We start from the raw sequence: 24,878 nt of genomic DNA, 5'->3' as shown, positions 1-24,878 counted from the left end.
CGTGGCTGAAAAAACTGTCTCCGCCGAGTCTGGCAAAACGCTGCAGACCATCCGCAATCTTTGGCCTTACATGTGGCCGGATGAACGTCCCGACCTGAAAATGCGGGTCGTCTGGGCCTCGTTCTATCTGCTGATTTCCAAGGTCATCCTCATTCTGGTGCCCTATTTCTTCAAATGGGCGACCAACGCCCTGAACGGCAAGTTCGTGCCGTCCGATCTGGTGCCGCTCATTCTCGTCGGTCCGCTGATGCTGGTGGCGGCCTACAATGCCGCCCGCATCGTTCAGGCAGGCTTGAACCAGCTGCGCGACGCGCTGTTTGCCAGTGTCGGGCAATATGCGGTGCGCAAGCTTGCCTACCGGACATTCGTGCACATGCACAACCTGTCGCTGCGCTTCCACGTCGAGCGGCGCACCGGCGGCCTGTCGCGCATCATCGAGCGCGGCACCAAGGGCATTGAAACCATCGTCCGCTTCACCATCCTCAACACCGCGCCGACGATCATCGAATTCCTGATGACCGCGGTGATTTTCGCGTTCGCCTATGGCCTGTCCTATCTCGCCGTGGTCGTGGCGACGGTCTGGCTCTATACCTGGTTCACCATCCGCGCCAGCGACTGGCGGATCAGCATCCGCCGCGACATGAACGATTCCGACACGGACGCCAACACCAAGGCCATCGACTCGCTCTTGAACTTCGAGACAGTCAAATATTTCGGCAACGAGCAGATGGAGGCCAGCCGCTTCGATGCGGCTATGGCGCGCTATGAAATCTCGGCGACCCGCATCTGGACCTCGCTCGGCTGGCTGAACTTTGGCCAGTCGGTGATTTTCGGCATCGGCATGGCGGTCATGATGATCATGTCGGGCAGGGAGGTGCTGGCCGGCACGCAGACCCTCGGCGATTTCGTCTTCATCAATGCCATGCTGATGCAGCTTTCCATCCCGCTCAATTTCATCGGCTTCATCTACCGCGAAGTGCGCCAGGGGCTGACCGATATCGAACAGATGTTCGACCTTCTCGATGTCGAGCAGGAAGTCACCGACAAGCCCGGTGCCAGGCCGCTGGTGATCGAGCGCGGCGCCGTGCGCTTTGACAATGTGGCGTTCGCCTATGATCCCAAGCGCCCGATCCTCAAGGGGGTGAGCTTCGAGGTTCCCGCCGGCAAGACCGTTGCCATTGTCGGCCCGTCGGGCGCGGGCAAATCCACCCTGTCGCGCCTGCTCTACCGCTTCTACGATATCCAGGGCGGCTCGATCAGCATTGATGGCCAGGATATCCGCGACGTGACGCAGGAAAGCCTGCGCGCTGTCATCGGCATGGTGCCGCAGGATACGGTGCTGTTCAACGATACCATCGCCTACAATGTCCGCTACGGCCGCATCACGGCGACCGAAGAGGAAGTGCGCAATGCGGCGGAACTCGCCCAGATCGGCAGTTTCATCCAGAGCCTGCCGGAGGGCTACAATGCCATGGTCGGTGAGCGCGGCCTGAAACTGTCAGGCGGCGAAAAGCAGCGCGTTGCCATTGCCCGCACCATTTTGAAGGCGCCGCCGATCCTGATCCTCGACGAGGCGACCTCGGCGCTCGACAGCGCCACGGAACACGAAATCCAGGCTTCGCTCGATCTGGTCAGCCGCGACCGCACCACGCTGGTGATCGCCCACCGCCTGTCGACGATCATCGGCGCCGACGAGATCATCGTGCTCAAGGACGGCGTGATTGCCGAACGCGGCCGTCATGCGGCGCTTTTGGCCGAAAACGGCCTCTATGCCTCCATGTGGAACCGCCAGCGCGAGGCAACCGAGGCCGAAGAACGCCTGCGCAAGGTGCGCGAGGAGGACGATCTGGGTGTCGTCGTTCGCGGCAAGCCGGCCTTGGATGTCGCCGTCGAGCCGTGAAAAGTCGCAGCCGGAAAAAATGGAATGCGGAAGAATTCTGCTGATGAACGGTGCAAGCCGGGTTGAAAGGTTTGCCCCCGCTGCCAATCTCCGATAAGTAACGCGAAATTCCGGCGCGGCGTGTATGCTGCCCGGCGAGCACCCGGCGCTGTCAGGAACAAACCAATGAGCCTTGTCGACTCCTTCCGCAACACTCTGGTCCCCATTCATCGGGAAGGCTATCCGTTCATCGCCGGGTTTGCCGGTGTGACCGTGGTTCTCGGCTATTTCTGGGAACCGCTGTTCTGGATCGGCCTCATCCTCACCGCCTGGTGCATCTATTTCTATCGCGATCCGCAGCGCGTCACCCCGACCGACGACCGGCTGGTGATCAGCCCGGCCGATGGCATCGTTTCCGCTGTCGGGCCCGCCGTGCCGCCGCGCGAGCTCAACCTTAGCGAGCGTGAAATGACCCGCATTTCCGTGTTCATGAACGTGTTCTCCTGCCATATCAACCGCGCTCCGGTGCGCGGACGCATCACCACCATTGTCCACAAGCCGGGCAAATTCCTCAATGCGGAACTCGACAAGGCAAGTTCGGAGAATGAGCGCAACGGCGTCGTCATCGACAGTCCCAATGGCCAGGTGGCCGTGGTGCAGATCGCCGGTCTCGTCGCCCGCCGCATTGTCTGCTGGGTCGATGAAAACAATTCCATTTCCATCGGCGAACGCTTCGGCCTGATCCGCTTCGGCTCGCGCCTCGACGTCTATCTGCCGGAAGGCTTTGCACCGCGCGTTGCCGTTGGCCAGACCGCCGTCGGCGGCGAAAGCGTGCTGGCGGAATTCGGCGGCGAGCCGAGCGCTCCGCTGGTCCGGATCAGCTGAGGCACGGTCAATGAACGAACCCGAGACCGATCCGCTGTTCGACGAAAAGCCGCAGGTGCAGGAGGCCGCCGGTTCGCGTATCCCCATGCGCTACCTCGTGCCCAATGTGATCACGGTTCTGGCCATCTGCGCCGGTTTGACCGGCATCCGGCTGGCTTTCGAGAACCGCTTTGAACTGGCGGTGTCGATGGTGCTTCTCGCCGCCTTCCTCGACGGCATTGACGGGCGCATCGCCCGCATGATGAAGGGCTCGACAAAATTCGGCGCGCAGATGGATTCGCTGGCCGATATCGTCAATTTCGGCGTGGCGCCCGCACTGGTGCTCTATGCCTATATGCTGGATCAGGCCCGCTCCTTCGGCTGGATCGCCGCGCTGCTCTATTGCATCGCCTGCTGTCTGCGCCTCGCCCGCTTCAATGTCATGCTCGACATCGTCGGCAAGCCGGCATGGCAGAGCAATTTTTTCACCGGCGTTCCCGCCCCGGCGGGGGCCATGCTGGTGATGCTGCCGGTTTATCTCGGCTTTCTCGGCCTCGCGCCGACAAGGCCGCTGGCCTTTGCCGGTGCCGCCTATACGGTGTGCGTGGCGATCCTGATGATCAGCCGCCTGCCTGTCTTCAGCGGCAAGGCAGCCGGAACAAAACTGCGCTCCGACTGGGTGATGCCGAGCTTTTTGTTCATCGTGGTCTATGTGGCGTTCCTGATGAGCTATACGTGGCAGACGCTGACGCTGACCACCATCGGCTTCTTCCTGAGCCTGCCGTTCAGCGCCCGTGCGTGGAAGCGGCACGAGGCGGCGGATGCTGCTGCCGCCGCTGCCGTTTCAGAGTCCGCACCGTCTGAGGGAACTGCATAAGCTCTGTGCGTGGTTCGACACGCACAATGATTTTGCAGCGCATCTATTGCGCTTTGAGCGTCCGGTCGAACGCCTTGGTAATCATATCGATCAGCTGCGCATGAATGGCGCTGCGCGAGCGGCCGCCGCCATCGTCGCAGAGGAGATCCGTTTCGCCGAATTTCTTCAGGATCTCATGGCCATCTGGCTGGCATTCAGGCAGAAAAGTGAAGTGGACAGCGTCGGGGACCGTTTCTCGCGAACCATGGGGTATTTGCCCAACGACTGCACTGGCTTCCACCGCGACAGGAATCGTATCTGTTGTCCCAAGGTTTATGACGTCCACAGGAATCTGGATGTTTTTCAAACTCGTCGCTGTGAATGCCCGGATGACTGAGGGATCAATCGCCACGACAGATTGAATGCGGTCATCGCGATTGGATTGTTCGAACAATTCCTTATCAATCGAGCGTAGATTGACATGACCGCTGGCAAACCAAACGCAGTCCGGCATCGTTTTGAACTGATCACAATAATCGGCATAATCATTCCGCCGGACTTGACCGCCGCCAATCGACAATGCCGTATGGCCGCCCAGCGAAAAACCCAAGACACCGATTTCACCGACATTTATGGAATCGCTCCATTTGGACGTTGTGGTCAAATTGTCGAGAAGCACTGACAGATCATTTGTCCGTTGCCAAAGCATGGTCGTTTCGATTGGCGTGGAATTTCCGCGCGTTGTTCCCGGATGATCCGGACCCGCGACCACATAACCGGCTTTTGCAAGCGCCGTCGCAATCCAGGCAAGACCAATGACCGAGCCGCCAGAACCATGCGAAAGTACGATCAATGGATGGCGCCCTGATTGAACGGGTGCATTCATGAAAGCTTCGGTCCCCTTGAACAGTATGTCGTCGCCAACGAGAATGGGATGGCTTCCGTCGCTTGCTGGGTACCATATGGTGACGTCGAGCGGCTTCGAGCGGGCCGGACTTGGAATCGACAGAAATTGTACGCCGGCAATTTGGTCGGCAAGCGCCTGTTGAAGAGGCCAAAACACACCCAAAACGACCAGAGCTGCGGCACTGAAAAATCTCATGATAATGTTCCTTGTTTGAAGAGGTGGAGATTAGCGGATCGTCACGCGGGCATAGTCGCTTTTGATGCTGATCGCGGGTTTGGCACCGGACGTGCTGTCCCGCTTGCTGTCGACAAGCGAAGCCTTGGCATCCACGGCGTAGCTGATGGAAACGTCCTTGCCGAAGGCGAAGGAGGCGTCGAGCGCGCGGGAATCGAGCCGGATCGTTTCGCTGCTGCTGACGCGGGCAAAGCGCAGGTCGCTGCGCACGGCATCACCGGAAATATCGAGGCTCGCCGCGTGCCCATCGAGCGCAAAATCCGCCGCATGGCCCTTGATGCGCACGGCACCATAGTCGCCGGTCAGCCGGGCCTGCAGTGCTGCCTGTTCGATGCTGACATCGCTGCCGGCGGGCAGGCTGGCGCGGATCAGCACCGCGCAGTCGGAAAGGCTCAGAAACGGCGCATTGATCACATGGATGCGCAGCGTCTGTTCCCTGATCTCCATGGTGGTGCGGGTGGCGCATTGATCGGCGAACCAGCTCGAATACCAGCCGGAGAACCAGCCGGACCGGGTGGCGATGATCCGTGCCTGATAGGGCGGGCCATCGCCCGCAGTGAACACGATGCTGCTGGCTTCTCCTGTTATGGCGACGCTGTTGATCGCAGCGATATCGAGCGGCGGCTTGGCCTGTTCTGCCTCGGCGGCGCTGGGGGTTATGGTTCCGAAGAAAAGCAGAATGGCGGTGATAAGGCTCAGCATGATGGGGCTCCTGTGGCTTGGCGTGGCAAGCAGAGGAGGGCGCTGTCCGCTGAAATTCGACCTTGATCGCAATTCAGGTCGTCCGCGATCGCGTTTCAGGACATAGTGGGCCTCATCCACTCGTTCCGGTCGCAGGTTCCATGCTGTTTGTGCCATTGCCCTTTGTCGTTGCCGTCCTGCTTGTCGTTCTTCTCGTTCAGATGATCCGGCGAAGCGATAGCAATGACAGAAATCCGTTCTTTCTCGCCCTGGTGTCGGTCTATGCCCTGCAATCGGTGGTGATCGGGGTGCGCTGGGGCTACGATGTGCTGGAGGTCCTGCCGGTCCAGGCCGTGCTTGCCGTTGTCATCGCCACGCTGGCATGGCTGAGCTTTGACGGCCTGCGCAGCGAGCGGCCGCCAGCCCAACGTCCGTGGTTGCTGCTGCACCTCTTGCCGACGCTCGTGGTGATCGGCCTCATCGCCTTCTGGCCCGCCCCGATATCGCTGGTTATCATCCTGGTGTTCGCGGGCTATGGCATTGCCCTCTGCCGTCTCGCCTTTGCCGGGCCCGACGCATTGGGTTCATCCCGATTGGACGGCGTCATCAGTTCCTACCGGGCGCTGCAGCTCACTGCCTTTGCCGTGGCGAGTTCCGCTGTCATCGATATCGTCATCAGCTGGGATTTTGCCCAGTCGGACGGCAGCCATTCCGCCCGCATCATTGCCATAGGCAATGTCCTGGCCCTGCTCGTCCTCGGGAGCGCGGCCACCATAGCCGGAGCCAGCCGCCCGGAAGAGCGGGACGAAACCACCGTGGAAGATACGGCTCCTCCGGTGCTGCCCACCGCCGAAGACGCGGACATCGCCGCCGCGCTTGACCGGCTGATGCAGGCGCGGGAACTCTACCGGGATGCCGATCTCAACCTCAACCGCCTGGCCCGCAAGATGAGCCTGCCCGCCCGGCAGGTGTCGATGGCCGTCAACCGGGTCAAGGCGATGAGCGTCTCGCATTATGTCAATGATTACAGGGTGCGGGAGGCCTGCCGCCTGCTGGCGGATACGGATCGCGCCGTCACCGGCATCATGTTCGATGCCGGGTTCCAGACCAAGTCCAACTTCAACCGCGAGTTCCTGCGTGTCACCGGCATGAGCCCGAAGGCCTGGCGCGCCAGGGCGCTTGCCGCCGGCAAATCCGGCGCGGCAATTATTCGCCTCGCGGGATGATCAGCTCTCAGCTCGGGTCGTTGTAGCCCAGCAGTTTTCCCGCGCGCACATCGTAGAGCTTGCCGGTAGCGTCGATCCTCGGATCGAGGATGAGCGCGATCTTGGCGGCCACCTCCGCCGCCGTCGGCAGTGTGTCGGGGTCTTCGCCCGGCACGGCCTGCGCCCGCATGGCGGTGCGTGTCGCGCCGGGATTGACCGAATTGATGCGCAGTTTTGTCTGGCGCGCTTCCTCGGCCCAGCTGCGGCCCATCACCTCGACAGCGGCCTTGGATGCCGCATAGGGGCCCCAATAGGCGCGGGCGGAGTGGGCAACGCCTGATGACAGCAGCACCGCACGGCCCGCCTCGGAAAGTTTTAGCAGCGGGTCGGTGCTGCGGATCAGCCGCCAGACGCTGGTGACGTTGATGTTCATCAGCTTGTCGAAGACTTTTGCTTCGACATGGCCGATCGGCGAAATCGTGCCGAGGATACCGGCATTGGCGACGAGAATGTCGAGCTTGCCCCAGCGCTCATGGATGGAGCCGCCGAGCCGGTCGATGGCGGGCATGTCGGTCAGGTCCAGCGGCACCAGCGTTGCCGTGCCGCCCGCTGCCTTGATTTCATCGTCCAGCTCTTCCAGCCCGCCCACCGTGCGGGCGACGGCAATCACATGCGCACCGCGCGCTGCCAGATCTTTGGCAAGGAAATAACCGATGCCGCGGGATGCGCCGGTGACAAGCGCAAGCTTGCCGTCCAGCCGGAAACTGCCGTCAGAAATCATGAATGGGAACTCAACCGTTAGCCATTGTTTGCGAGAAGCGAGAACTGGCGCACATTGCTGATGCCGTCCCGGTCAACCAGCCGGGTCGGGTAATCGCCAGTGAAGTAGTGGTCGGTGAACAGCGGCGCCTGTGCATCGCGCGGTGCCCCGCTGACCGCCTTGTACAGCCCGTCGATGGACAGGAATTCCAGCGAATCCGCGCCGATATACTGGCACATGGAGGCAAGGGTCGCGTGCTGGTTGGCCAGGAGCTTGTCCGCATCCGGCGTGTCGATGCCGTAGAAATCCGGATGATAGATCATCGGGCTGGCGACGCGGATATGCACTTCCCGTGCCCCGGCGTCGCGGATCATCTGCACGATCTTGACCGACGTGGTGCCGCGCACGATGGAATCGTCGACCAGAACCACACGCTTGCCTTCGATCACGGCGCGGTTGGCCGAATGCTTGAGCTTGACGCCGAAGGCGCGGATCGACTGGGTCGGCTCGATGAAGGTGCGGCCGACATAATGGTTGCGGATGATACCGAGCTCGAATGGAATGCCGCTCGCCTGGGCAAAGCCGATGGCCGCAGGCGTGCCGCCGTCGGGAACCGGGACGACGACGTCGGCGTCCAGCGGTGCTTCCTTGGCCAGGTTGATGCCCATGTTCTTGCGGGCGGTGTAGACGTTGCGGCCGCCGACAACGGAATCCGGGCGGGCAAAATAGACATATTCGAACAGGCAGATGCGTTCCGGCTTCGGCGATTGCGGCTTGAAGGCTTCAATGCTGATGGTGCCATCGCTCTGGATTTCGCAGACGACGACTTCGCCGTTCTCGATGTCGCGCACGAACTTCGCGCCGATGATGTCAAGCGCGCAGCTTTCGGAGGCGAAGATCGGCTTGCCGTCGAGATCACCCATGACGAGCGGGCGGATGCCGATCGGATCGCGCGCGGCGATCAGCTTGGTGCGGGTGAGGGCGAGCATGGCATAGCCGCCTTCCATCTGGCGGATCGCATCGACGAAACGGTCGCTCGACGATGTGCTGCGCGAACGGGCGATGAGATGCAGCACCACTTCCGTGTCGGAATTGGACTGGCAGATCGCGCCGTCGGCGATCAGCTTGCGGCGCATCGTCAGGCCGTTGGTGAAATTGCCGTTATGGGCGATGGCGATGCCGCCGATTTCCAGTTCGGCAAACAGCGGCTGCACATTGCGCAGCGCCGCATCGCCTGTCGTGGAATAGCGCACATGGCCGATGGCGCGGTCGCCGGGCAGCTGCGCCAGCGTGGCGGGGTTGGTGTAATGGTCGCCGACAAGGCCCATGCGGCGTTCCGAGCAGAACTTGCTGCCGTCATAGGAGACGATACCCGCCGCTTCCTGCCCGCGATGCTGCAGGGCATGCAGGCCCAGCGCCGTCAGCGTGGCGGCATCGGGGTGCCCCAAAATGCCAAACACACCGCACTCTTCATGCAGTGTGTCGTCGTCAAGGGACATGAGAGGGGTCTCATCACGAAAAATGTCGGTCATTACCGCAAGCCTTTCGCCGCAGATTCAACTGTAAGATCTGTCATTCCATTATGCCACACTATGTGGGGTATTACCACGCAAACGCCAAGTTAACCGTTTGTCGCACCTCGAAAACCCCTCAAGGTTTCGGTGTCGTGCCTTCCGGCGGGATATCTTCCTTGGGTTCAGGTGCCGTCGTTGCGTCAGGAGTATGGCTCGAGCCGGGCTTCAGACGCTTCAGGATGGTTGATTCCGGGTCTTCCGGCAAAAGGCTAATCAGCTTTGCGCCGAGTGAGTCGATCATCGGCTTGGACTTGGCCTGTGCCACCCAGGCGGGCTGGTTGTCCGTGACGAGCCAGTTGAAAAACAGCATCGCGACAACCACGAGAAGAACGCCGCGCGCCGCGCCGAAGAGGAAGCCGAGCGTACGGTCGAGCGCGCCGATACGGCTGTCGATGATGAAATCGGCAATCTTCATGGTGATGACGGAGACGATGATCAGCGTGACGATGAAGACGATGCCGGCGGCCGCGATCTGGGCAATGGTCTCATTGCTGATATAGGGCGCGAGGAAGGGTACGACCGGCTTGTAGAAGAGATAGGCGGCGGCCGCCGCCGCTGCCCATGACACGACGGACAGCACTTCGCGCGAAAAGCCGCGCACCATGGCCAGAACCGCCGAAACGAGGGTGATGCCCAAAAGAATTCCGTCTAGCAACGTAATAGGCATTTACATGTATCCCCAATCCAATTCCGACCCGCACGCCCTCTCAGAAGGACTGTGCCGCGTCAGTCGTCGCGTTTCGTTTTACCAGGACCGGACGCCGCAATCCGGGCCACAAGGTCCGGCAGCGAAGCGGTCTCGGTCAGATGGGCATTGCGTCCTTTCGGCACGTCGTTGCTTCCCTTGGGAAGAACAGCCTGCTTGAACCCAAGCTTCTCTGCTTCCTTCAGCCGCTGCACCGCATGCGCCACCGGGCGAACGGCGCCAGACAAGCTGACTTCGCCGAAATAGACGCAATCGGCCGGAAGGGCAATACCGGCAATTGAGGAAACCAGTGCAGATGCAACCGCAAGATCGGCTGCGGGCTCGGAAATCCGGTATCCGCCCGCCACATTCAGGTAAACGTCGTGCTGGCCGAACCGCACGCCGCAATGGGCCTCAAGCACCGCCAGAATCATCGAAAGGCGGCCGCCGTCCCAGCCGACGACCGCACGGCGCGGCGTGCCGAGTGTCGAGGGTGCCACCAGCGCCTGAATTTCGACGAGCACCGGCCGGGTGCCTTCCATTCCGGCAAAAACCGCGGCGCCCGGCGATTTGTCATTGCGTTCGCCGAGAAAAAGCTCCGACGGGTTGGCAACTTCGCGCAGGCCGCGGTCGGACATTTCAAACACGCCGATCTCGTCGGTCGGGCCGAAACGGTTCTTCACCGTGCGCAGGATGCGGTAGTGGTGGCCGCCTTCGCCTTCGAAATACAGCACCGCATCCACCATGTGCTCGACGACGCGCGGCCCGGCGATCTGGCCGTCCTTGGTGACATGGCCGACCAGAACCACGGCCGCGCCGGTCTGCTTGGCAAAGCGGATCATCGCCTGGGCCCCGGCGCGCACCTGCGTAACGGTACCCGGCGCCGAATCGGCGGCATCCGTCCACAGGGTCTGGATCGAATCGATGATGATGAGATCGGGCCGCTTGGAATCGGAAATGGTGGCGAGGATATCCTCGACATTGGTTTCGGCGGCCAGAAGCACATCGGTGTCGGCGGCATGCAGACGCTGCGCCCGCAGGCGGATCTGCGCCACCGCTTCTTCGCCCGAGACATAGATGACCTTGTGGCCCTGCCGCGCCAGTGCGGCAGCCGCCTGGGTCAGCAGGGTGGATTTGCCGATGCCGGGGTCGCCGCCCACCAGAATGGCCGAACCGCGCACGAAACCGCCGCCGGTGACCCGGTCCAGTTCACCGATGCCGGACTGGATGCGCGGTGCATCCTCGATTTCCCCGGACAGCGAGGTGAGGGCGACGGCGCGCCCCTTGCGGCCGGACAGCTTGCCGGGACCGCTGCCGATGCCGCCCGCCGTGCCTTCCTCGACCAGTGTGTTCCATTCGCCGCAGGAATCGCACTTGCCCGCCCAGCGCGTGTGCACGGCACCGCAGTTCTGGCAGATGAACTGAATTCTTGCCTTGGCCATCAGGCGCCTTTTCCGGAATAGAGGTAGCGGCGGTGGTAGCGGTTTCCAAGGCTGGTCAAAAGTTCGAAGCCGATGGAGCCCGCAGCGCGCGCTGCATCGTCCAGGGCAATATTGCGGCCGAACAGCTCGACGTGATCGCCTGGCTTGACGGCGTCCTCGGGCAGGTCGGTGATATCGAAGGATACCATATCCATGGTCACGCGGCCGAGCACCGGTACTTTGTGACCGGCGACAAAGCCTTCGCCGCCCTTGGGCACGACGTTGCGCAGCGGCGTGCCGCTGCCCGACAGCGAACGCAGATAGCCGTCCGCATAACCCACTGAGCTGATGGCAATGCGCGTATCGCGTTCCAAAAGCGCCGTGGCGCCATAACCCGCCGTCTCGCCCTTGGGGCTGGTGCGGATTTGCACGATGCGCGCTTCCAGCGTCACCACGGGGCGCATGGGATTGGCCACACCGGCCAGCGCCTCGCCGCCATACATGGCAATGCCTGGACGGCTCAACTCGCCGCCATTGGAGACCGCATGAAAAATACCGGAGGAGTTGGACGCGCTTGATTCAATGCCTGCAAAGGCAGCGCGAAGCGTTTGAAATGACTCAAATTGCCGCTGGTTGAGCACGTGACCGGGCTCATCCGCCGTTGCCAGATGCGTCATGACCAGAACGGGCATTTCCCTGGCATTCGCGGCGAAGTCGAGCGCTTCGGCCACGGTCAGGCCCAGCCGGTTCATGCCCGTATCCACATGCAGGGCATAGGGCAGTTTCAGCCCGCTCACGGCATTGGCGCCGGTCCACAGGTCGATTTCGTAGTGGGAACCGAGGACCGGGATCAGTCCCGATGCTTCGAACACCGGGCGCGCTTCGGCAAACAGGCCGTTCAGCACAAACACCCGCGCATCCGGTGCGATTGCCTTGACCCGCAAACCTTCCTCGACCAGTGCCACGAAGAAGGTCCGGCAGCCGGCATCGTGCAGGACAGGTACGACATGGTCGATGCCGAGCCCGTAGGCGTCGGCCTTGACGACGGCGCTGGCCTGCGCCGGTTTCGATTTTTCCGCAAGGAACGTCCAGTTGGCCACGAGCGCATCGAGATCGATGGTAAGCCGCCCGCCCGCCAGGCGTGGATCGGCGCCTGCGGTGGTGACATGGGGTTTTGTGCTGTTCAATTGATTACTCGAAGCGTTCTGGCAGGTGTGAATCTTCCGCAAGGTCGGTGAACCGGGTGAACTCCGCCTGGAAGGCCAGCTTCACCGTGCCCGTCGGGCCGTGACGCTGCTTGGCGATGATGACTTCCGCCTTGCCCATGGCTTCCTTGAGGTCGGCCTGCCATTTGAAATGTTCCTCGGTGCCTTCCTTCGGCTCTTTGTTCTTGATGTAGTATTCGTCGCGATAGACGAAGATCACCACGTCGGCGTCCTGCTCGATCGACCCGGATTCACGCAGGTCGGAGAGCTGCGGGCGCTTGTCTTCGCGGCTTTCCACCTGACGGGAGAGCTGCGACAGCGCGATGATCGGGGTATTGAGTTCCTTGCCGAGCGCTTTCAAACCCGTGGTGATTTCGGTGATTTCCTGCACGCGGTTTTCCGAGGCCTTTTTGGACGAGCCCTGCATCAGCTGGATATAGTCGATGACCAGAACGTCAAGGCCGCGCTGACGCTTCAGCCGCCGGGCGCGGGCTGCGAGCTGCGCAATGGAAATACCACCGGTCTGGTCGATATAGAGCGGCACCTTCTGCATGTGCTGCGAGCAGGCGACGAGCTTTTCGAATTCAGCCTCGTTGATTTCGCCGCGGCGGATTTTCGATGAACTGATCTCCGACTGCTCGGAAATAATACGGGTGGCCAGCTGCTCCGACGACATTTCGAGCGAGAAGAAGCCGACGACGCCGCCATTCTTGGCCTTCATCGTCCCGTCCGCCAGCTGCTCGGACTCGTAGGCCGCGGCAATGTTGAACGCGATGTTGGTGGCCAGCGAGGTCTTGCCCATGCCCGGACGGCCGGCGAGCACGATCAGATCCGAGGGCTGCAGGCCGCCCATGCGGTTGTCGAGCGAATGGATGCCGGTGGAGACGCCGGACAGGTGCCCGTCGCGCATGAAGGCGGCATTGGCCATGTCGACGGCGGTTTTCACCGCATCGGTGAAGGTCTGGAAGCCGCCATCGTAGCGGCCGGTTTCCGCCAGTTCGAACAGGCGGCGCTCGGCATCCTCGATCTGGCCTTGCGGCGCCACGTCCACCGGCGCGTCATAGGCGATGTTGACCATGTCCTCGCCGATGGTGATCAGCGCGCGGCGCGTGGCAAGATCGTAAATGGCGCGGCCATAATCTTCGGCATTGATGACCGTGACAGCTTCGGCGGCCAGGCGCGCCAGATACTGCATCACCGTCATCTCGCCGACTTTCTCCTCCACGGGCAGAAAAGTCTTCAGCGTCACGGGATTGGCCATCTTGCCCATGCGGATCATGTCCGACGACACTTCGAAAATCTTGCGGTGCAGCGGCTCGTAGAAATGCACGGGCTTGAGAAAGTCGGAGACCCGGTAAAACGCATCATTGTTGATGAGAATGGCCCCGAGCAGCGCCTGTTCGGCTTCGATATTGTTCGGCGCTTCGCGGTAAAGCTTGTCCGCGTTTTCCCGTACCTCGATGAATTTGCGTGCTGCCTCAGCCATGGTATTTTTTCCCGTTCGAATTAACTATGGCCTGCGCCGCGAATCCTAGGCAATGCAGGTAACAACCTTAGACCCCGCTATCCACAGAGGGGAAAAAGATTGGCCACGTCTCTTGCGCGATTCGCATTTGCTGATTCTAGGCTATTCGGCAGCCCGTGGGGAGGCTTAAGCGCGTTCTCCTGCCAATGTCCACCGCGCACTTGGTAGAATACGCCGCCACGATGCGAAAACCGGGCGCGATTCATGCTTTGGCCCGCCGCGATCATCATGATCGCGGCGGGCCAACGGGTTTGTTTCAGCAGACGTCAGCGCCCGACAGCCGATTCCCGGTTGTCGACCTGGGTATTGGCGCAGCTGCGCTCGCTTTCCAGCCGTTTCAGGCGCTTTTCTTCCTTCTCGATGTAGTTGCGCGTCAGCGGAACCGATTCCTGCCGGTGCGCCAGCTGGATCTGGAACACCATCAGGTTCTGCCAGCGGAAGGCCGATTCCGAGGCGGCGAGATAGAATTCCCACATGCGGCAGAAGCGCTCGTCATAGATCGCCTTGGCCTTGTCGCGGTTCGCCATGAACCGCTCGCGCCAGATGCGCAGTGTGTCGGCATAGTGCAACCGCAGGATTTCGATGTCGGTGATGACAAGGCCTGCCTTTTCAATCTGCGGAAGCACTTCCGAGAGCGCGGGGATATAGCCGCCCGGAAAGATATATTTCTGGATGAAAGCGTTGGTATAGGACGGCCCATCCGACCGGCCGATCGAATGCAGGACGAAAACCCCGTCCTTCTTCAACAGCCGCGCCGTGTGCTGGAAATATTCGGCGAAATGCCCGACGCCGACATGCTCGAACATGCCGACGGAGACAATCCGGTCAAAACTGTCCTCGATGGTCCGGTAGTCGCGCAGGTCGAAGCGGGCCTGTGTCGACAGGCCCTCGTCGATGGCCCGCTTGTTGGCAATGCCGTGCTGTTCGTGCGAGAGGGTGACCCCCAGCACATTGGCATCGAGATGCCGGGCGAGGTAAAGCCCGAGGCCACCCCAGCCGCAGCCGATATCGAGGGTCTTGTGGCCCTTTTCGACCAGGAGCTTTGCCGCGATGTGGCGTTTCTTGGCCAGCTGCGCCTCTTCGAGCGTCGCATCGGGATGTTCGAAATAGGCGCAGGAATACTGCATGTCCGGGTCGAGAAACAGGCGGTACAGCTCTTCCGACAGATCGTAGTGCCTCTGCACATTGCTGGATGAACGGGCAAGATTGTTCATCTGGTGCAGGCGGCGGGTGGCACGGCGAATGCCCTCCAGCGCCAGCATCCATGGCTCGCGCGCCGCGGTGGCGCCGGTGTTTTCGAAGATGATCTTCAAAACGTCGTAGATATCGCCGTCGAGAACATCGAGCTCGCCGTTCATATAGGCTTCGGCGAAATGCAGGGAGGGGTCGAAGGCAATCCGCCGTTCGGCGGCGGCCGTGTTGATGCGGAAATGGATCGGTTCTCCGGTCCCGTCACCAAAGGTGCGCTTCTGGCCGGATGAGTCAGTAATCGAAAGTGTACCAGTGTGGATGAGCCGCGAAAGCGCAGCCCTAAGAATGGCATTCATGAACAATCTCCATCATTGACGATAGAGCTCGGCCATTATGAGGCTCGGGATCGAGCCAAGGTCGGGCGTGGGTAGGACAGGGTCAGGACCCTAAATAAATTTACCTCTTTTTTTGATTCTGCAAAGCAAAAAAACACCCGGCATCTCTGCCGGGTGTTTTATGGTAAAGCAAACGCCACTCCTGCGAGCGGTTTTTGCTTTGAAATCAGGCGTTTTCTTCGCCTTCTTCGTCTTCGTCGAAGAATTCGTCGGAAAGCGGTGCTTCTTCAATGCCATAGATCGCTTCGGCGGAGGTGAGGTCTTCACCCTTGACCTGGCGCTCGGCTTCATCGGCCGTACGGGCAATGTTGATCGTAACCGTTGCTTCAACTTCCGGATGCAGAACCAGAACGATCTTGTGCAGGCCGATCGTCTTGATTGGCGTGTTCAGTTCAACCTGGTTGCGGTTGATCGAGAAACCTTCGGCGGTGATCAGGTCGGCGATGTCGCGGGTCGAAACCGAACCGTAGAGCTGACCGGTTTCACCGGCGGAGCGAACGGCGACGAATGTCTTGCCGTCGAGCTTGTCGGCGATTGCCTGGGCTTCGGTCTTGCGCTCGAGGTTGCGGGCTTCGAGCTGGGCGCGCTGGCCTTCGAACTTCTTCTTGTTGGCTTCGTTGGCACGAAGCGCCTTGCCCTGCGGCAGAAGGAAGTTACGGGCAAAGCCGTCCTTTACCTTGACTGTTTCACCCATCTGGCCGAGGCGGCTGATGCGTTCGAGAAGAATGACTTCCATGTGAGTTTTCCTTTCAAGTTCAATTCAATTGTCGTTATTGGGTGGGGTATCGGTATTCACAGCCTTCGAAACCGGCGCGTTGCGCGATGTGTCAAACAGACCGGCGAGAAGGAAGACGAGAAGCGCAAAAACAAAGAGAAACACGGCGAGATAGGCGAACCACAGCGCAAATGGCCGCCAGGTGGCGCCGCGCGTGCGGGCATGCAGCATGCCGAAGCCGGCCAGGATGAACCCGGCGCCGAGGGCACCGGCAACCGCTGTTGCCGCATAGCCGGGACCGCCCGGCAGGAACGCAGCCGCGCAGGCGACGGCAAAGATGACAAGCGCCGGGCGCGGCATGCGCAGGGCACGCGGCCAGTCATCCCGCGGGCGGCGCAGCTTGCCCGAAGCAGCCGTCAGGCGCAGGGCGATATAGAGATTGGCAATGATGATGCTCAGCCACGCGGCGGGCTGCAGGGCCGGCAGAACACGCACGACGAACTGCGCCATGCTCTGCGTCAGCTCGGCATTGGCCGCCAGTTCCGGATTGCTCACGGCCAGCTGCTGGGTCAGCGACTGCGCCAGCTGGCGGGCAAAATCCGCGCTGAAACCGATCATGACGCCGATGACGATGAAGCCGGCGGCAACAACAAGCGCCAGCCGCAGCATCGTATCGGCGAGGGGATACCAGACATAGACGTCCTTGGGTCCGCCGATCTCGGCGGCGGGACGGGCAAGGCCGGTGAAATAGGCGCCGACGGCGGCGGGCAGGGCGGTGATGAGCACGACGACGACGGCGACCGTCGGGGCGGCGATGACGGATACGGCAACCGCCACGGTGAGCGCGGCAATGAAGCCGCAGGCCGTGCCCCAGCCCAGCGCCGCGACAAAGATCGGCAGCGGCGAAAACAGCAGCAAGATCATGGCAAGGCTGGAATTGACGATGACACCGGTCGTCAGCAGCGCAGCCGCAAGGCCCGCCAGCACGCCAATACCGATATCTGTTCCAGTCAGTTTCATATCGCTCGCTGTCCTGCCTGTTGAAGCAGTTAGAGGTGGTTTTTCAACCAATCCCTCAACTTGGGTTTTCTGGTGTGCCTGACCGCGCCCATCGCGGAAGGCTTTATTGCCCCGGAGGGCTGAAGGCGGCGGGACGAAATCCAGCCGCCTCCGAGTGTCTTACTTCACAACGTATGGCAGCAGGCCGAGGAAACGGGCGCGCTTGATCGCCTGGGCGAGTTCGCGCTGCTTCTTCTGGCTGACAGCCGTGATACGGGAAGGAACGATCTTGCCACGCTCGGAAATGTAGCGCGACAGGAGCTTGATGTCCTTGTAGTCGATCTTCGGCGCATTGGCACCCGAGAACGGGCAGGTCTTGCGGCGGCGATGGAACGGACGGCGGGTCGGGATCTGATTGATATCAACCATTATTCTGCTCCTTCACCGGCTTCGTTGTCACGCGGGCGGCGTGGACGGCGCGGACGATCGTCATCACGGCCACCGAACTTGTCGTCGCGTTCGCGGCGATCGTCACGGCGTGCAAGCATGGCCGACTGGCCTTCTTCGTGCTCTTCAACGCGGATGGTCATGAAGCGCAGAACGTCTTCATTGATGCGCTGCTGGCGCTCGACTTCGGCAACGGCGGCTGCCGGAGCATCGATGTTGAGAAGCGAGTAATACGCCTTGCGGTTCTTGTTGATGCGGTATGTCAGGGCGCGCAGGCCCCAGCTTTCAATACGCCCGACTTTGCCGCCATTGGCCTCGATGATACCCTTGTACTGTTCTACAAGCGCATCGACCTGCTGCTGCGAAATGTCCTGTCGAGCAAGGAACACATGTTCATAAAGAGCCATTGTCTTTGCCTTTCTTCGTTAATATTGCCCGGAATCAACGGTAAACCTCTGCGAATCTCTCTGCCGGGTGACCGGCGAAGAAAGGACGCTGATGGAGACGATCGAGAGCGGAGACACGGGAGGCTGAAGCTTTTACGCTTCCACGGATCGAAATCCGGCCCTCCGTTCAGCCCCCAGCTGACGCCGAGCAATGAACGGGCGGCTTATACGGGCAAATGGCAAAAGACGCAACCCGCCATGGACGTTTTATATTGCAACGCGAAAGGCCGGGCGGTTTATGGGGATTTGTAACGCACCACAGTTTTGCCAGCCCAAATAAAAATCACGCCAACTTATCCACGTTCTCCCATCCTCGCTTATTCTCATTCCTGTCCTTTCCGGCGGGAATGCTTCCGGAAACTTTCGAAAGTCGGGAAAGGATCGGCGCTTCGGCCATGCAGGGAGGAAAACCTCGTGCGGCCGGGGAGGTTTGGCCCGGTGGTGGTACACCGGCAAAAACCTGAAAACGCCGGGGCGGGTGGTCCTTGGATCGCAAGCATCGCATACAGCATACCCCAAGACCCGCGTTCCAAGGACCGCCCGTCATTCTCCTCGTTCAATGGCCAGACGCATTTGCGGGCGTGGCGCCGAAAACCCGTTATTCCGCCTATTATAATGTGCATGTGCGGCCAGCGCGGCGCATGAAAGCTTGACTTCGGGCTTGCCGATAGGCACATCGCGCGGCAGATTGACGACGATAAAGAGAAATCCGGAGGCACGCCCCATGTCCATAGCATTCACTTTCCCCGGTCAGGGCAGTCAGGCCGTCGGCATGGGCAAGGCATTGGCCGATAATTTTGCCGAAGCCAGGGCCGTGTTCGACGAGGTCGACGATGCGCTCGGCGAGAAGCTGTCCTCCATCATCTGGGAAGGCCCGGAAGACACCCTGACGCTGACCGCCAATGCGCAGCCGGCGCTGATGGCGGTGTCCATCGCCGTCATCCGCGTGCTGGAAGCGCGCGGCGTGTCGATCAGGGACAAGGTGGCCTATGTCGCCGGTCATTCGCTCGGCGAATATTCGGCGCTGTGCGCTGCTGGAACATTCTCGCTTGCCGATACGGCGCGTCTCCTGCGCATCCGCGGCAATGCCATGCAGCAGGCGGTTCCCGCCGGGGCTGGCGCCATGGCCGCCATTATCGGGCTCGAGCACGAGGTTGTCGCCGCTGTCTGCGCCGATGCGGCGCTCGAAGGCCCGGTGCAGATCGCCAATGACAATGGCGGCGGCCAGATCGTCATCTCGGGCTCGAAGGCGCCGGTCGAGGCAGCCGCTGCCCTTGCGACAGAACGGGGCGCCAAGCGCGCCATCATGCTGCCGGTTTCCGCCCCCTTCCATTCCGCGCTGATGGCGCCGGCCGCCGATGCCATGCGCGAGGCGCTGGCCAACGTCGCCAAGCACGATCCGGTGGTGCCGCTGATCGCCAATGTGCGCGCTGCGCCGGTAACCTCGGCCGATGAAATCGCCGCCTTGCTGGTCGAGCAGGTGACGGGCCAGGTCCGCTGGCGCGAAACGGTCGAATGGTTCGGCGCCAATGGCGTAACGACACTGTATGAGATTGGCGCGGGCAAGGTTTTGACCGGCCTGGCACGCCGCATCAACAAGGACATATCCGGTGTCGCCGTCGGCACGCCGGATGATATTGACGCGGCCGTTGCCGCGCTGAACGTTTGAACGGAAGGGATTGAGCAATGTTTGACCTGACAGGCCGCAAGGCTCTCATAACCGGCGCCAGCGGCGGTATTGGCGAATCCATTGCCCGCGCGCTGCATGCGCAGGGCGCCATTGTCGGCCTGCACGGCACGCGTGTGGAAAAACTCGAAGCGCTGGCAAGCGAACTGGGCGACCGGGTCAAGATTTTCCCGGCCAACCTGTCGAACCGCGATGAAGTGAAGGCGCTGGGCGAAAAGGCGGAAGCCGATCTCGAAGGCGTCGAAATCCTCGTCAACAATGCCGGCATCACCAAGGACGGCCTGTTCGTGCGCATGAGCGATGCCGATTGGGACAATGTGCTGGAGGTCAACCTGACCGCCGTGTTCCGCCTGACCCGCGAACTGACCCATCCGATGATGCGCCGCCGCTATGGCCGCATCATCAACATCACCTCGGTCGTCGGCGTGACCGGCAATCCCGGCCAGACCAATTATGTCGCGTCCAAGGCCGGGCTCATCGGCTTCTCCAAGGCGCTGGCGGCTGAGATTGCCAGCCGCAATGTCACGGTGAATTGCGTTGCGCCCGGTTTCATCGAATCGGCGATGACCGACAAGCTGAACGACAAGCAGAAGGAAGGCATCATGTCCGCCATTCCCATGCGCCGCATGGGTACGGGCGAAGAGGTGGCATCCTCCGTGGTTTATCTCGCCAGCAATGAGGCGTCCTATGTCACCGGCCAGACGATCCACGTCAATGGCGGCATGGCGATGATCTGAGCCAGGTCAGACCTGTCTGTATTTGAAAACCCCGGGCGGAAACGTCCGGGGTTTTGTTTTAAAGGTACGAATAGGCCCGACTCTAGACCTTTGTAGAATTGATTTTTGCCTGAATTATTTCGACCATCAAAACAATTAAACCAAGAATATTTCGAGGAGGAAACTGTTTTGAAAAAATCCATATGGAACGCGCTTATTTTATCTCTCATTCCGATTTTCACGTCCGCCTGCAACAAGGACGAAAAACCAGCAGCCGACGCTACGGGATCCTATTCGGCCAGCGCGCCCGCCGAAGTCGCCGAAAGCAGCGTTGACCCGGCAAAGAAAGCCGACGTTCTGCTGCCGCAAGACCCGGATGCGCGGGCATGGGCGCTGGTGGCGCAGATGTCCCTGGATGAAAAGATCCAGTTCATCCACACCGATCACCGCAAGATGTCAGAGATTGGCTCCGCCGCGGGACATATCCCCGGACTGCCGCGGTTGAAGATACCTGAACTGCTCATGATCGATTCCTCGGCGGGCTCAAGAAGCAAAATCTTCAAAAGCACGACATTCCCGGCCACGCTCGCCATAGCGGCGAGCTGGGACCGTGATCTTGCCTACCTCTTTGCGGCGGAAGTGGCGAAACAGGCCCGTGCGCAGGGATATGGCATGGGACTCGGTGGCGGCGCCAATTTGGTGCGGGACCCGCGTGTAGGGCGCATGTTCGAATATCTGGGAGAAGATCCTGTGCTCGCGGGTAAAATGCTCGCAAGCCGAACGGAGGGAACGCAAAGCCAGCATGTTATTGCGACCATCAAGCATATGGTGGGCAATGAACAGGAAGCCCACCGCACGGAGGGAAGCAGTGTGATCGACGAAAGGACCCTTCGTCAGATCTACATGCTGCCCTTTGAAATCGCGGTTCAGGAGAGCCAGCCCGGCAATGTCATGTGCAGCTACAATCAGCTGTCGCTGGATGGCTATGCGCCGGGCATATGGGCCTGCGAACACCCGCATATTCTGACTGATATTCTCAAGAGGGAGTGGGGTTTCAAGGGACAGGTGCAATCCGATTGGGGCGCCACCCACTCCACGGCGGCAGCCATCAATGCCGGGCTGGATGAAGACGAGCATTACCGGGCGGCGGAATATTTTGTGCCAGCCAAGGTCAAAGCGGCCCTGGAGGCGGGGGAGATAACGATCGAGTGGTTGAACGAGATGGTGCACCGCAAGCTGCGAACCATGATCAGCATTGGCGTCATGGACAATCCGCCGCCCAACAACCAAGCCGAGGGTTTTGTTCCGGACATCAATTTTGCCGCGGCTGAAGCAATGGCGCAAAAGGCGGCGGAACAATCCATCGTCCTGTTGAAAAACCAGCCGCAGCAAGCCCCGCTGGACGCGAAGACCCCGCGCAAACTGCTGCCGCTCGATGCTTCAAAGCTCAAGAAAATAGCAGTGGCCGGGGCGCATGCCGACAAGGCGATACTGGTCGGCAGCGGATCGGGCAGCGTCACCAACACAACCTACGGTTCATTTCCTCTGTACGACGGAAAGTGCAGGAATATCGATTTTCCCCAAAAATTTAATCCCTGTTTCACCTCCAATCCATGGAAGCGGGTCAAAGTACCCATGCTGGAAGCGATCCGGAATGCGGCACCCTCCGCAGAGGTCGTATATGGCGGGAACAGTGACGAGGCAGAACCGTTCCGGCCTTATACGGAACAGGAAATTGATGATGCGGTGAAACAGGCGCAGCAAGCCGACGTTGCAATTGTCGTTGTCGCCCAACCCGCTGGAGAGATGGCCGATCTCGGTACGCTTGGCTTGAACAACGCGCGCACCGCGGAGGGAAAGCAGGGCAATCAGGATGAGCTGGTCCGGCGCATCGCCGCCGTCAACAGGAACACGATCGTCGTCGTTGAAAGTGGCAATCCCATTCTGATGCCGTGGATCAACGACGTGTCAGCCGTGCTGGAGGTCTGGTACCCCGGTGACAATGGCGGTCCGGCCATTGCCAATGTTCTCTTCGGCAAGGTCAATCCATCGGGCAAACTGCCGGTTACCTTTCCGAAAGCCGACGCCGATACGCCGACGGCGGGCAAGGAATGGGAGAAAAATCCCGTTTATGCGGAGCGCCTCAATGTTGGCTACCGCTGGTATGACTCAAAGGGTGTCGAGCCATTGTTCGAGTTCGGCTTCGGTTTATCCTACACAGAGTTCCACTATTCGGATCTGCGTGTGACCACGGATGGCGATGGCAGCAAGACGGCCACTTTCACGCTTGAAAACACCGGCACTCTGGCTGGCAGGGAAACCCCGCAAATCTACGCTCAGTTTCCCGCCAGTTCAGGCGAACCGCCCAAGCGGCTCGTTGGTTGGGACAAAGTCGAACTGCAGCCCGGAGAGAAGAAAACCGTGTCGGTCAAGATCGCCCCGAAACTGCAGAGCATCTGGGATGTCGCCAATGCCAAGTGGAAACTGGTGCCGCCCGCCACAATTCTGGTTGGTGCTTCATCCCGCCAGATCAAACTGGAGCTTTGAACGGCTAAAGCCACCGGTCTGATCTGGTGGTTGCCCCCTCCTGTCGATATAACATCGCGCCCGGCTGCACTTTTGCGCCGGGCGTTTACGTCGCAAACACATTTATGCGATTGAGGCCGTGAATAAAGCGTGATAAGTCGCGCACCAAGTCAGGGTGTCAAATCGATTTGATGCCTTTTCCATTCCTTAGGGAAGAAGTGGCTGGGATGAGGGTTTTAGCTGTTAAACAAGGCTGGCCTGCCATCTTATTGCTTGATTAGAGTCATCCGTGCCGCTAACCAAGGCATGGAGAAAAACAACAGGTTGAGGTTTCCACATGAGTGATACTGCAGAACGCGTCAAGAAAATCGTGATTGAGCATCTGGGCGTTGATGCCGAGAAAGTCACCGATGGTGCGAGCTTCATCGACGATCTGGGCGCAGACAGCCTGGATACTGTCGAGCTCGTGATGGCTTTCGAAGAAGAATTCGGCGTTGAAATTCCCGATGATGCTGCCGAGACCATTCTGACAGTCGGCGATGCCGTCAAGTTCATCGATAAAGCACAAGCCTGATTTTCATTCGGCCCGGCAGCGCAGGGATTTTGACAGGCGGCACAGCGCCCCTGCCGGAACCTGCGCAGGGCCGCCGGAAAACATCATGCTGAATATGACATTGAAGGATCGGCCATGAGGCGCGTTGTCATAACCGGCCTTGGGCTGGTTTCTCCTCTTGCATCCGGTGTCGAGCAGACTTGGTCCCGCCTTTTGGCTGGCAAGAGTGGCGCCCGGCTGGTGACGGAGTTCGAAGTCGAAGATCTGCCTTGCAAGATTGCCTGCCGCATTCCGGTCGGCGATGGAACCGACGGCACATTCAATCCCGACGATTGGATGGAACCGAAGGAACAGCGCAAGGTTGATCCTTTCATCATCTATGCCATGGCTGCCGCTGACCAGGCGCTTGCCGATGCCAAATGGGCGCCGGAAAGCGACGAGGACCAGATTGCCACGGGCGTTCTCATCGGTTCGGGTATCGGCGGTCTCGAGGGCATCGTTGAAGCCGGCTATACGTTGCGCGACAAGGGTCCGCGCCGCATTTCGCCCTTCTTCATTCCCGGCCGCCTGATCAACCTCGCTTCCGGCCAGGTTTCCATCAAGCACAAGCTGCGCGGCCCCAATCATGCGGTCGTTACCGCCTGCTCGACCGGCGCGCATGCAATCGGTGACGCGTCGCGTCTGATCGCCTTCGGCGATGCGGATGTGATGGTGGCCGGCGGAACGGAATCGCCCGTCAGCCGCATCTCGCTGGCCGGCTTTGCCGCCTGCAAGGCCTTGTCCACTGCCCGCAACGACGATCCGACAGCGGCCTCGCGTCCCTATGATGCCGACCGCGACGGTTTCGTCATGGGCGAGGGCGCCGGTGTTGTCGTGCTGGAAGAGCTCGAACATGCGCTGGCCCGCGGGGCGAAGATCTATGCCGAAGTCATCGGCTACGGTCTGTCCGGCGATGCCTATCACATCACCGCTCCGTCCGAGAGCGGCGAGGGTGCGCAGCGTTCCATGGAAATGGCACTCAAGCGCGCCGGCATTACCCCGGATCAGGTCGACTACATCAATTCGCACGGCACATCGACGATGGCCGATACGATTGAGCTGGCAGCGGTTGAACGCGTTCTGGGCGATGCCGCGCCGAAGGTGTCGATGTCGTCGACAAAGTCCTCCATCGGCCATCTCCTCGGTGCAGCCGGTTCGACCGAAGCCATCTTCTGTGCGCTGGCCATTCGCGACAATGTCGCTCCGGCCACGCTCAATCTGGACACGCCATCGGTCGAGACAAAGATCGATCTGGTTCCGCACAAGCCGCGGCATCGCACCGTCGATGTGGCGCTTTCCAATTCCTTCGGTTTTGGCGGCACCAACGCTTCGCTGGTTTTGCGGCGTTATCAACAGTGATTGAAGCAA

The 24,878-nt window shown here is 60.6% G+C and carries 23 protein-coding genes; 9 read left to right on the top strand and 14 right to left on the bottom strand.

Annotation, left to right across the window (positions count from 1 at the left end):
* Position 1 precedes the first annotated feature (1 nt).
* The 3 genes from C5750_RS19520 to pssA all read left to right on the top strand — a co-directional run bounded on the left by C5750_RS19520 (position 2) and on the right by pssA (position 3,620).
* Complete coding sequence (locus tag C5750_RS19520; RefSeq protein WP_425350493.1) at positions 2-1,900, top strand: ABCB family ABC transporter ATP-binding protein/permease; 1,899 nt, start codon at positions 2-4, stop codon at positions 1,898-1,900.
* 120 nt (positions 1,901-2,020) lie between these two features.
* The gene (locus tag C5750_RS19515) at positions 2,021-2,764 is read left to right on the top strand and encodes a phosphatidylserine decarboxylase (RefSeq protein WP_280952422.1); all 744 of its coding nucleotides are present in this window, start codon (positions 2,021-2,023) and stop codon (positions 2,762-2,764) included.
* A gap of 85 nt (positions 2,765-2,849) precedes the next feature.
* Positions 2,850-3,620: a CDP-diacylglycerol--serine O-phosphatidyltransferase gene (pssA, locus tag C5750_RS19510; RefSeq protein WP_245421182.1), complete on the top strand. Its 771-nt coding sequence runs from the start codon at positions 2,850-2,852 to the stop codon at positions 3,618-3,620.
* A gap of 43 nt (positions 3,621-3,663) precedes the next feature.
* Here pssA and C5750_RS19505 read toward each other — a convergent pair whose 3' ends face one another.
* Together C5750_RS19505 and C5750_RS19500 are read right to left on the bottom strand one after the other, a co-directional pair.
* A complete protein-coding gene (locus C5750_RS19505; RefSeq protein ID WP_105735825.1) occupies positions 3,664-4,701 on the bottom strand; it encodes an alpha/beta hydrolase family protein in 1,038 nt (345 codons plus the stop codon).
* A 30-nt stretch (positions 4,702-4,731) separates the two neighbouring features.
* A complete protein-coding gene (locus tag C5750_RS19500; RefSeq protein WP_105735823.1) occupies positions 4,732-5,442 on the bottom strand; it encodes a hypothetical protein in 711 nt (236 codons plus the stop codon).
* A 140-nt stretch (positions 5,443-5,582) separates the two neighbouring features.
* On the opposite strand from C5750_RS19500, the gene C5750_RS19495 reads away from it, so the two are divergent.
* Positions 5,583-6,647 carry a helix-turn-helix domain-containing protein gene (locus C5750_RS19495; protein WP_105735821.1) on the top strand — a complete coding sequence of 355 codons (1,065 nt, stop codon included), beginning with the start codon at positions 5,583-5,585 and terminating at the stop codon, positions 6,645-6,647.
* 7 nt (positions 6,648-6,654) lie between these two features.
* On the opposite strand, the gene C5750_RS19490 is transcribed toward C5750_RS19495, so the two are convergent.
* The 12 genes from C5750_RS19490 to C5750_RS19435 form a co-directional block, all read right to left on the bottom strand.
* Entirely contained in the window at positions 6,655-7,407 is a 753-nt protein-coding gene (locus C5750_RS19490) for an SDR family NAD(P)-dependent oxidoreductase (RefSeq protein ID WP_105735819.1), read from the bottom strand.
* Positions 7,408-7,424: 17 nt separating this feature from the next.
* Positions 7,425-8,918: an amidophosphoribosyltransferase gene (gene purF / locus C5750_RS19485; protein WP_425350492.1), complete on the bottom strand. Its 1,494-nt coding sequence runs from the start codon at positions 8,916-8,918 to the stop codon at positions 7,425-7,427.
* A 118-nt stretch (positions 8,919-9,036) separates the two neighbouring features.
* Positions 9,037-9,627 carry a CvpA family protein gene (locus C5750_RS19480; RefSeq protein ID WP_105735815.1) on the bottom strand — a complete coding sequence of 197 codons (591 nt, stop codon included), beginning with the start codon at positions 9,625-9,627 and terminating at the stop codon, positions 9,037-9,039.
* Between the two features lie 59 nt (positions 9,628-9,686).
* Positions 9,687-11,087, bottom strand: coding sequence for a DNA repair protein RadA (gene radA / locus C5750_RS19475; RefSeq protein WP_105735813.1), 1,401 nt, complete (start codon positions 11,085-11,087; stop codon positions 9,687-9,689).
* Entirely contained in the window at positions 11,087-12,253 is a 1,167-nt protein-coding gene (gene alr / locus C5750_RS19470; protein WP_105735811.1) for an alanine racemase, read from the bottom strand. The genes radA and alr overlap by 1 nt, the downstream gene beginning before the upstream one ends.
* 4 nt (positions 12,254-12,257) lie before the next feature.
* Positions 12,258-13,757 carry a replicative DNA helicase gene (locus C5750_RS19465; RefSeq protein WP_105735809.1) on the bottom strand — a complete coding sequence of 500 codons (1,500 nt, stop codon included), beginning with the start codon at positions 13,755-13,757 and terminating at the stop codon, positions 12,258-12,260.
* 305 nt (positions 13,758-14,062) lie between these two features.
* The gene (locus C5750_RS19460; protein ID WP_105735807.1) at positions 14,063-15,343 is read right to left on the bottom strand and encodes a cyclopropane fatty acid synthase; all 1,281 of its coding nucleotides are present in this window, start codon (positions 15,341-15,343) and stop codon (positions 14,063-14,065) included.
* Positions 15,344-15,548: 205 nt separating this feature from the next.
* Positions 15,549-16,118, bottom strand: a complete 570-nt coding sequence (gene rplI / locus C5750_RS19455) for a 50S ribosomal protein L9 (RefSeq protein ID WP_105735805.1) — start codon at positions 16,116-16,118, stop codon at positions 15,549-15,551.
* Positions 16,119-16,142: 24 nt separating this feature from the next.
* Positions 16,143-17,117 (bottom strand): DUF2232 domain-containing protein, encoded by a 975-nt coding sequence (locus C5750_RS19450; RefSeq protein WP_105735803.1) that lies wholly within the window; start codon positions 17,115-17,117, stop codon positions 16,143-16,145.
* Positions 17,118-17,276: 159 nt separating this feature from the next.
* The gene (gene rpsR / locus C5750_RS19445; protein WP_027229803.1) at positions 17,277-17,525 is read right to left on the bottom strand and encodes a 30S ribosomal protein S18; all 249 of its coding nucleotides are present in this window, start codon (positions 17,523-17,525) and stop codon (positions 17,277-17,279) included.
* A complete protein-coding gene (gene rpsF, locus C5750_RS19440) occupies positions 17,525-17,950 on the bottom strand; it encodes a 30S ribosomal protein S6 (protein ID WP_105735802.1) in 426 nt (141 codons plus the stop codon). Before rpsF ends, rpsR begins: the two co-directional genes overlap by 1 nt.
* 582 nt (positions 17,951-18,532) lie before the next feature.
* A complete protein-coding gene (locus C5750_RS19435) occupies positions 18,533-18,721 on the bottom strand; it encodes a hypothetical protein (RefSeq protein WP_110003319.1) in 189 nt (62 codons plus the stop codon).
* Between C5750_RS19435 and fabD the strand changes: the two genes are divergently transcribed.
* The 5 genes from fabD (at position 18,714) to fabF (ending at position 24,869) form a co-directional block, all read left to right on the top strand.
* On the top strand, positions 18,714-19,658 hold the full coding sequence (gene fabD, locus C5750_RS19430) for an ACP S-malonyltransferase (RefSeq protein ID WP_105735799.1): 945 nt from the start codon (positions 18,714-18,716) through the stop codon (positions 19,656-19,658). The two genes, C5750_RS19435 and fabD, sit on opposite strands and share 8 nt — an antisense overlap.
* A 17-nt stretch (positions 19,659-19,675) precedes the next feature.
* Positions 19,676-20,413 carry a 3-oxoacyl-[acyl-carrier-protein] reductase gene (gene fabG, locus C5750_RS19425; RefSeq protein WP_105735797.1) on the top strand — a complete coding sequence of 246 codons (738 nt, stop codon included), beginning with the start codon at positions 19,676-19,678 and terminating at the stop codon, positions 20,411-20,413.
* A gap of 168 nt (positions 20,414-20,581) precedes the next feature.
* Complete coding sequence (locus tag C5750_RS19420; RefSeq protein ID WP_105735795.1) at positions 20,582-22,939, top strand: glycoside hydrolase family 3 C-terminal domain-containing protein; 2,358 nt, start codon at positions 20,582-20,584, stop codon at positions 22,937-22,939.
* Positions 22,940-23,255: 316 nt separating this feature from the next.
* Positions 23,256-23,492: an acyl carrier protein gene (locus tag C5750_RS19415; RefSeq protein ID WP_008128530.1), complete on the top strand. Its 237-nt coding sequence runs from the start codon at positions 23,256-23,258 to the stop codon at positions 23,490-23,492.
* A gap of 114 nt (positions 23,493-23,606) precedes the next feature.
* Positions 23,607-24,869, top strand: a complete 1,263-nt coding sequence (fabF, locus tag C5750_RS19410; RefSeq protein ID WP_105735793.1) for a beta-ketoacyl-ACP synthase II — start codon at positions 23,607-23,609, stop codon at positions 24,867-24,869.
* Positions 24,870-24,878: the final 9 nt, after the last annotated feature.

The sequence above is a fragment of the Phyllobacterium myrsinacearum genome, assembly GCF_002980555.1.
Taxonomy (GTDB): Bacteria; Pseudomonadota; Alphaproteobacteria; order Rhizobiales; family Rhizobiaceae; genus Phyllobacterium; species Phyllobacterium myrsinacearum.
The sequence above is the reverse complement of the archived record's forward strand: the minus strand, read 5'-3'. Positions and strand labels throughout refer to the sequence as shown.

What these genes read in the sequence shown, in the direction of transcription:
- C5750_RS19490 (WP_105735819.1), bottom strand. Translation starts at nt 7,407, where the DNA reads ATGATTTCTGACGGCAGTTTCCGGCTGGACGGCAAGCTTGCGCTTGTC.
- pssA (WP_245421182.1), top strand. Translation starts at nt 2,850, where the DNA reads ATGCGCTACCTCGTGCCCAATGTGATCACGGTTCTGGCCATCTGCGCC.
- rplI (WP_105735805.1), bottom strand. Translation starts at nt 16,118, where the DNA reads ATGGAAGTCATTCTTCTCGAACGCATCAGCCGCCTCGGCCAGATGGGT.
- C5750_RS19495 (WP_105735821.1), top strand. Translation starts at nt 5,583, where the DNA reads ATGCTGTTTGTGCCATTGCCCTTTGTCGTTGCCGTCCTGCTTGTCGTT.
- C5750_RS19505 (WP_105735825.1), bottom strand. Translation starts at nt 4,701, where the DNA reads ATGAGATTTTTCAGTGCCGCAGCTCTGGTCGTTTTGGGTGTGTTTTGG.
- fabD (WP_105735799.1), top strand. Translation starts at nt 18,714, where the DNA reads ATGTCCATAGCATTCACTTTCCCCGGTCAGGGCAGTCAGGCCGTCGGC.
- C5750_RS19465 (WP_105735809.1), bottom strand. Translation starts at nt 13,757, where the DNA reads ATGGCTGAGGCAGCACGCAAATTCATCGAGGTACGGGAAAACGCGGAC.
- C5750_RS19480 (WP_105735815.1), bottom strand. Translation starts at nt 9,627, where the DNA reads ATGCCTATTACGTTGCTAGACGGAATTCTTTTGGGCATCACCCTCGTT.
- C5750_RS19500 (WP_105735823.1), bottom strand. Translation starts at nt 5,442, where the DNA reads ATGCTGAGCCTTATCACCGCCATTCTGCTTTTCTTCGGAACCATAACC.
- C5750_RS19450 (WP_105735803.1), bottom strand. Translation starts at nt 17,117, where the DNA reads ATGAAACTGACTGGAACAGATATCGGTATTGGCGTGCTGGCGGGCCTT.
- fabG (WP_105735797.1), top strand. Translation starts at nt 19,676, where the DNA reads ATGTTTGACCTGACAGGCCGCAAGGCTCTCATAACCGGCGCCAGCGGC.
- C5750_RS19415 (WP_008128530.1), top strand. Translation starts at nt 23,256, where the DNA reads ATGAGTGATACTGCAGAACGCGTCAAGAAAATCGTGATTGAGCATCTG.
- purF (WP_425350492.1), bottom strand. Translation starts at nt 8,918, where the DNA reads ATGACCGACATTTTTCGTGATGAGACCCCTCTCATGTCCCTTGACGAC.
- radA (WP_105735813.1), bottom strand. Translation starts at nt 11,087, where the DNA reads ATGGCCAAGGCAAGAATTCAGTTCATCTGCCAGAACTGCGGTGCCGTG.
- rpsR (WP_027229803.1), bottom strand. Translation starts at nt 17,525, where the DNA reads ATGGTTGATATCAATCAGATCCCGACCCGCCGTCCGTTCCATCGCCGC.
- C5750_RS19435 (WP_110003319.1), bottom strand. Translation starts at nt 18,721, where the DNA reads ATGGACATGGGGCGTGCCTCCGGATTTCTCTTTATCGTCGTCAATCTG.
- rpsF (WP_105735802.1), bottom strand. Translation starts at nt 17,950, where the DNA reads ATGGCTCTTTATGAACATGTGTTCCTTGCTCGACAGGACATTTCGCAG.
- C5750_RS19460 (WP_105735807.1), bottom strand. Translation starts at nt 15,343, where the DNA reads ATGAATGCCATTCTTAGGGCTGCGCTTTCGCGGCTCATCCACACTGGT.
- fabF (WP_105735793.1), top strand. Translation starts at nt 23,607, where the DNA reads ATGAGGCGCGTTGTCATAACCGGCCTTGGGCTGGTTTCTCCTCTTGCA.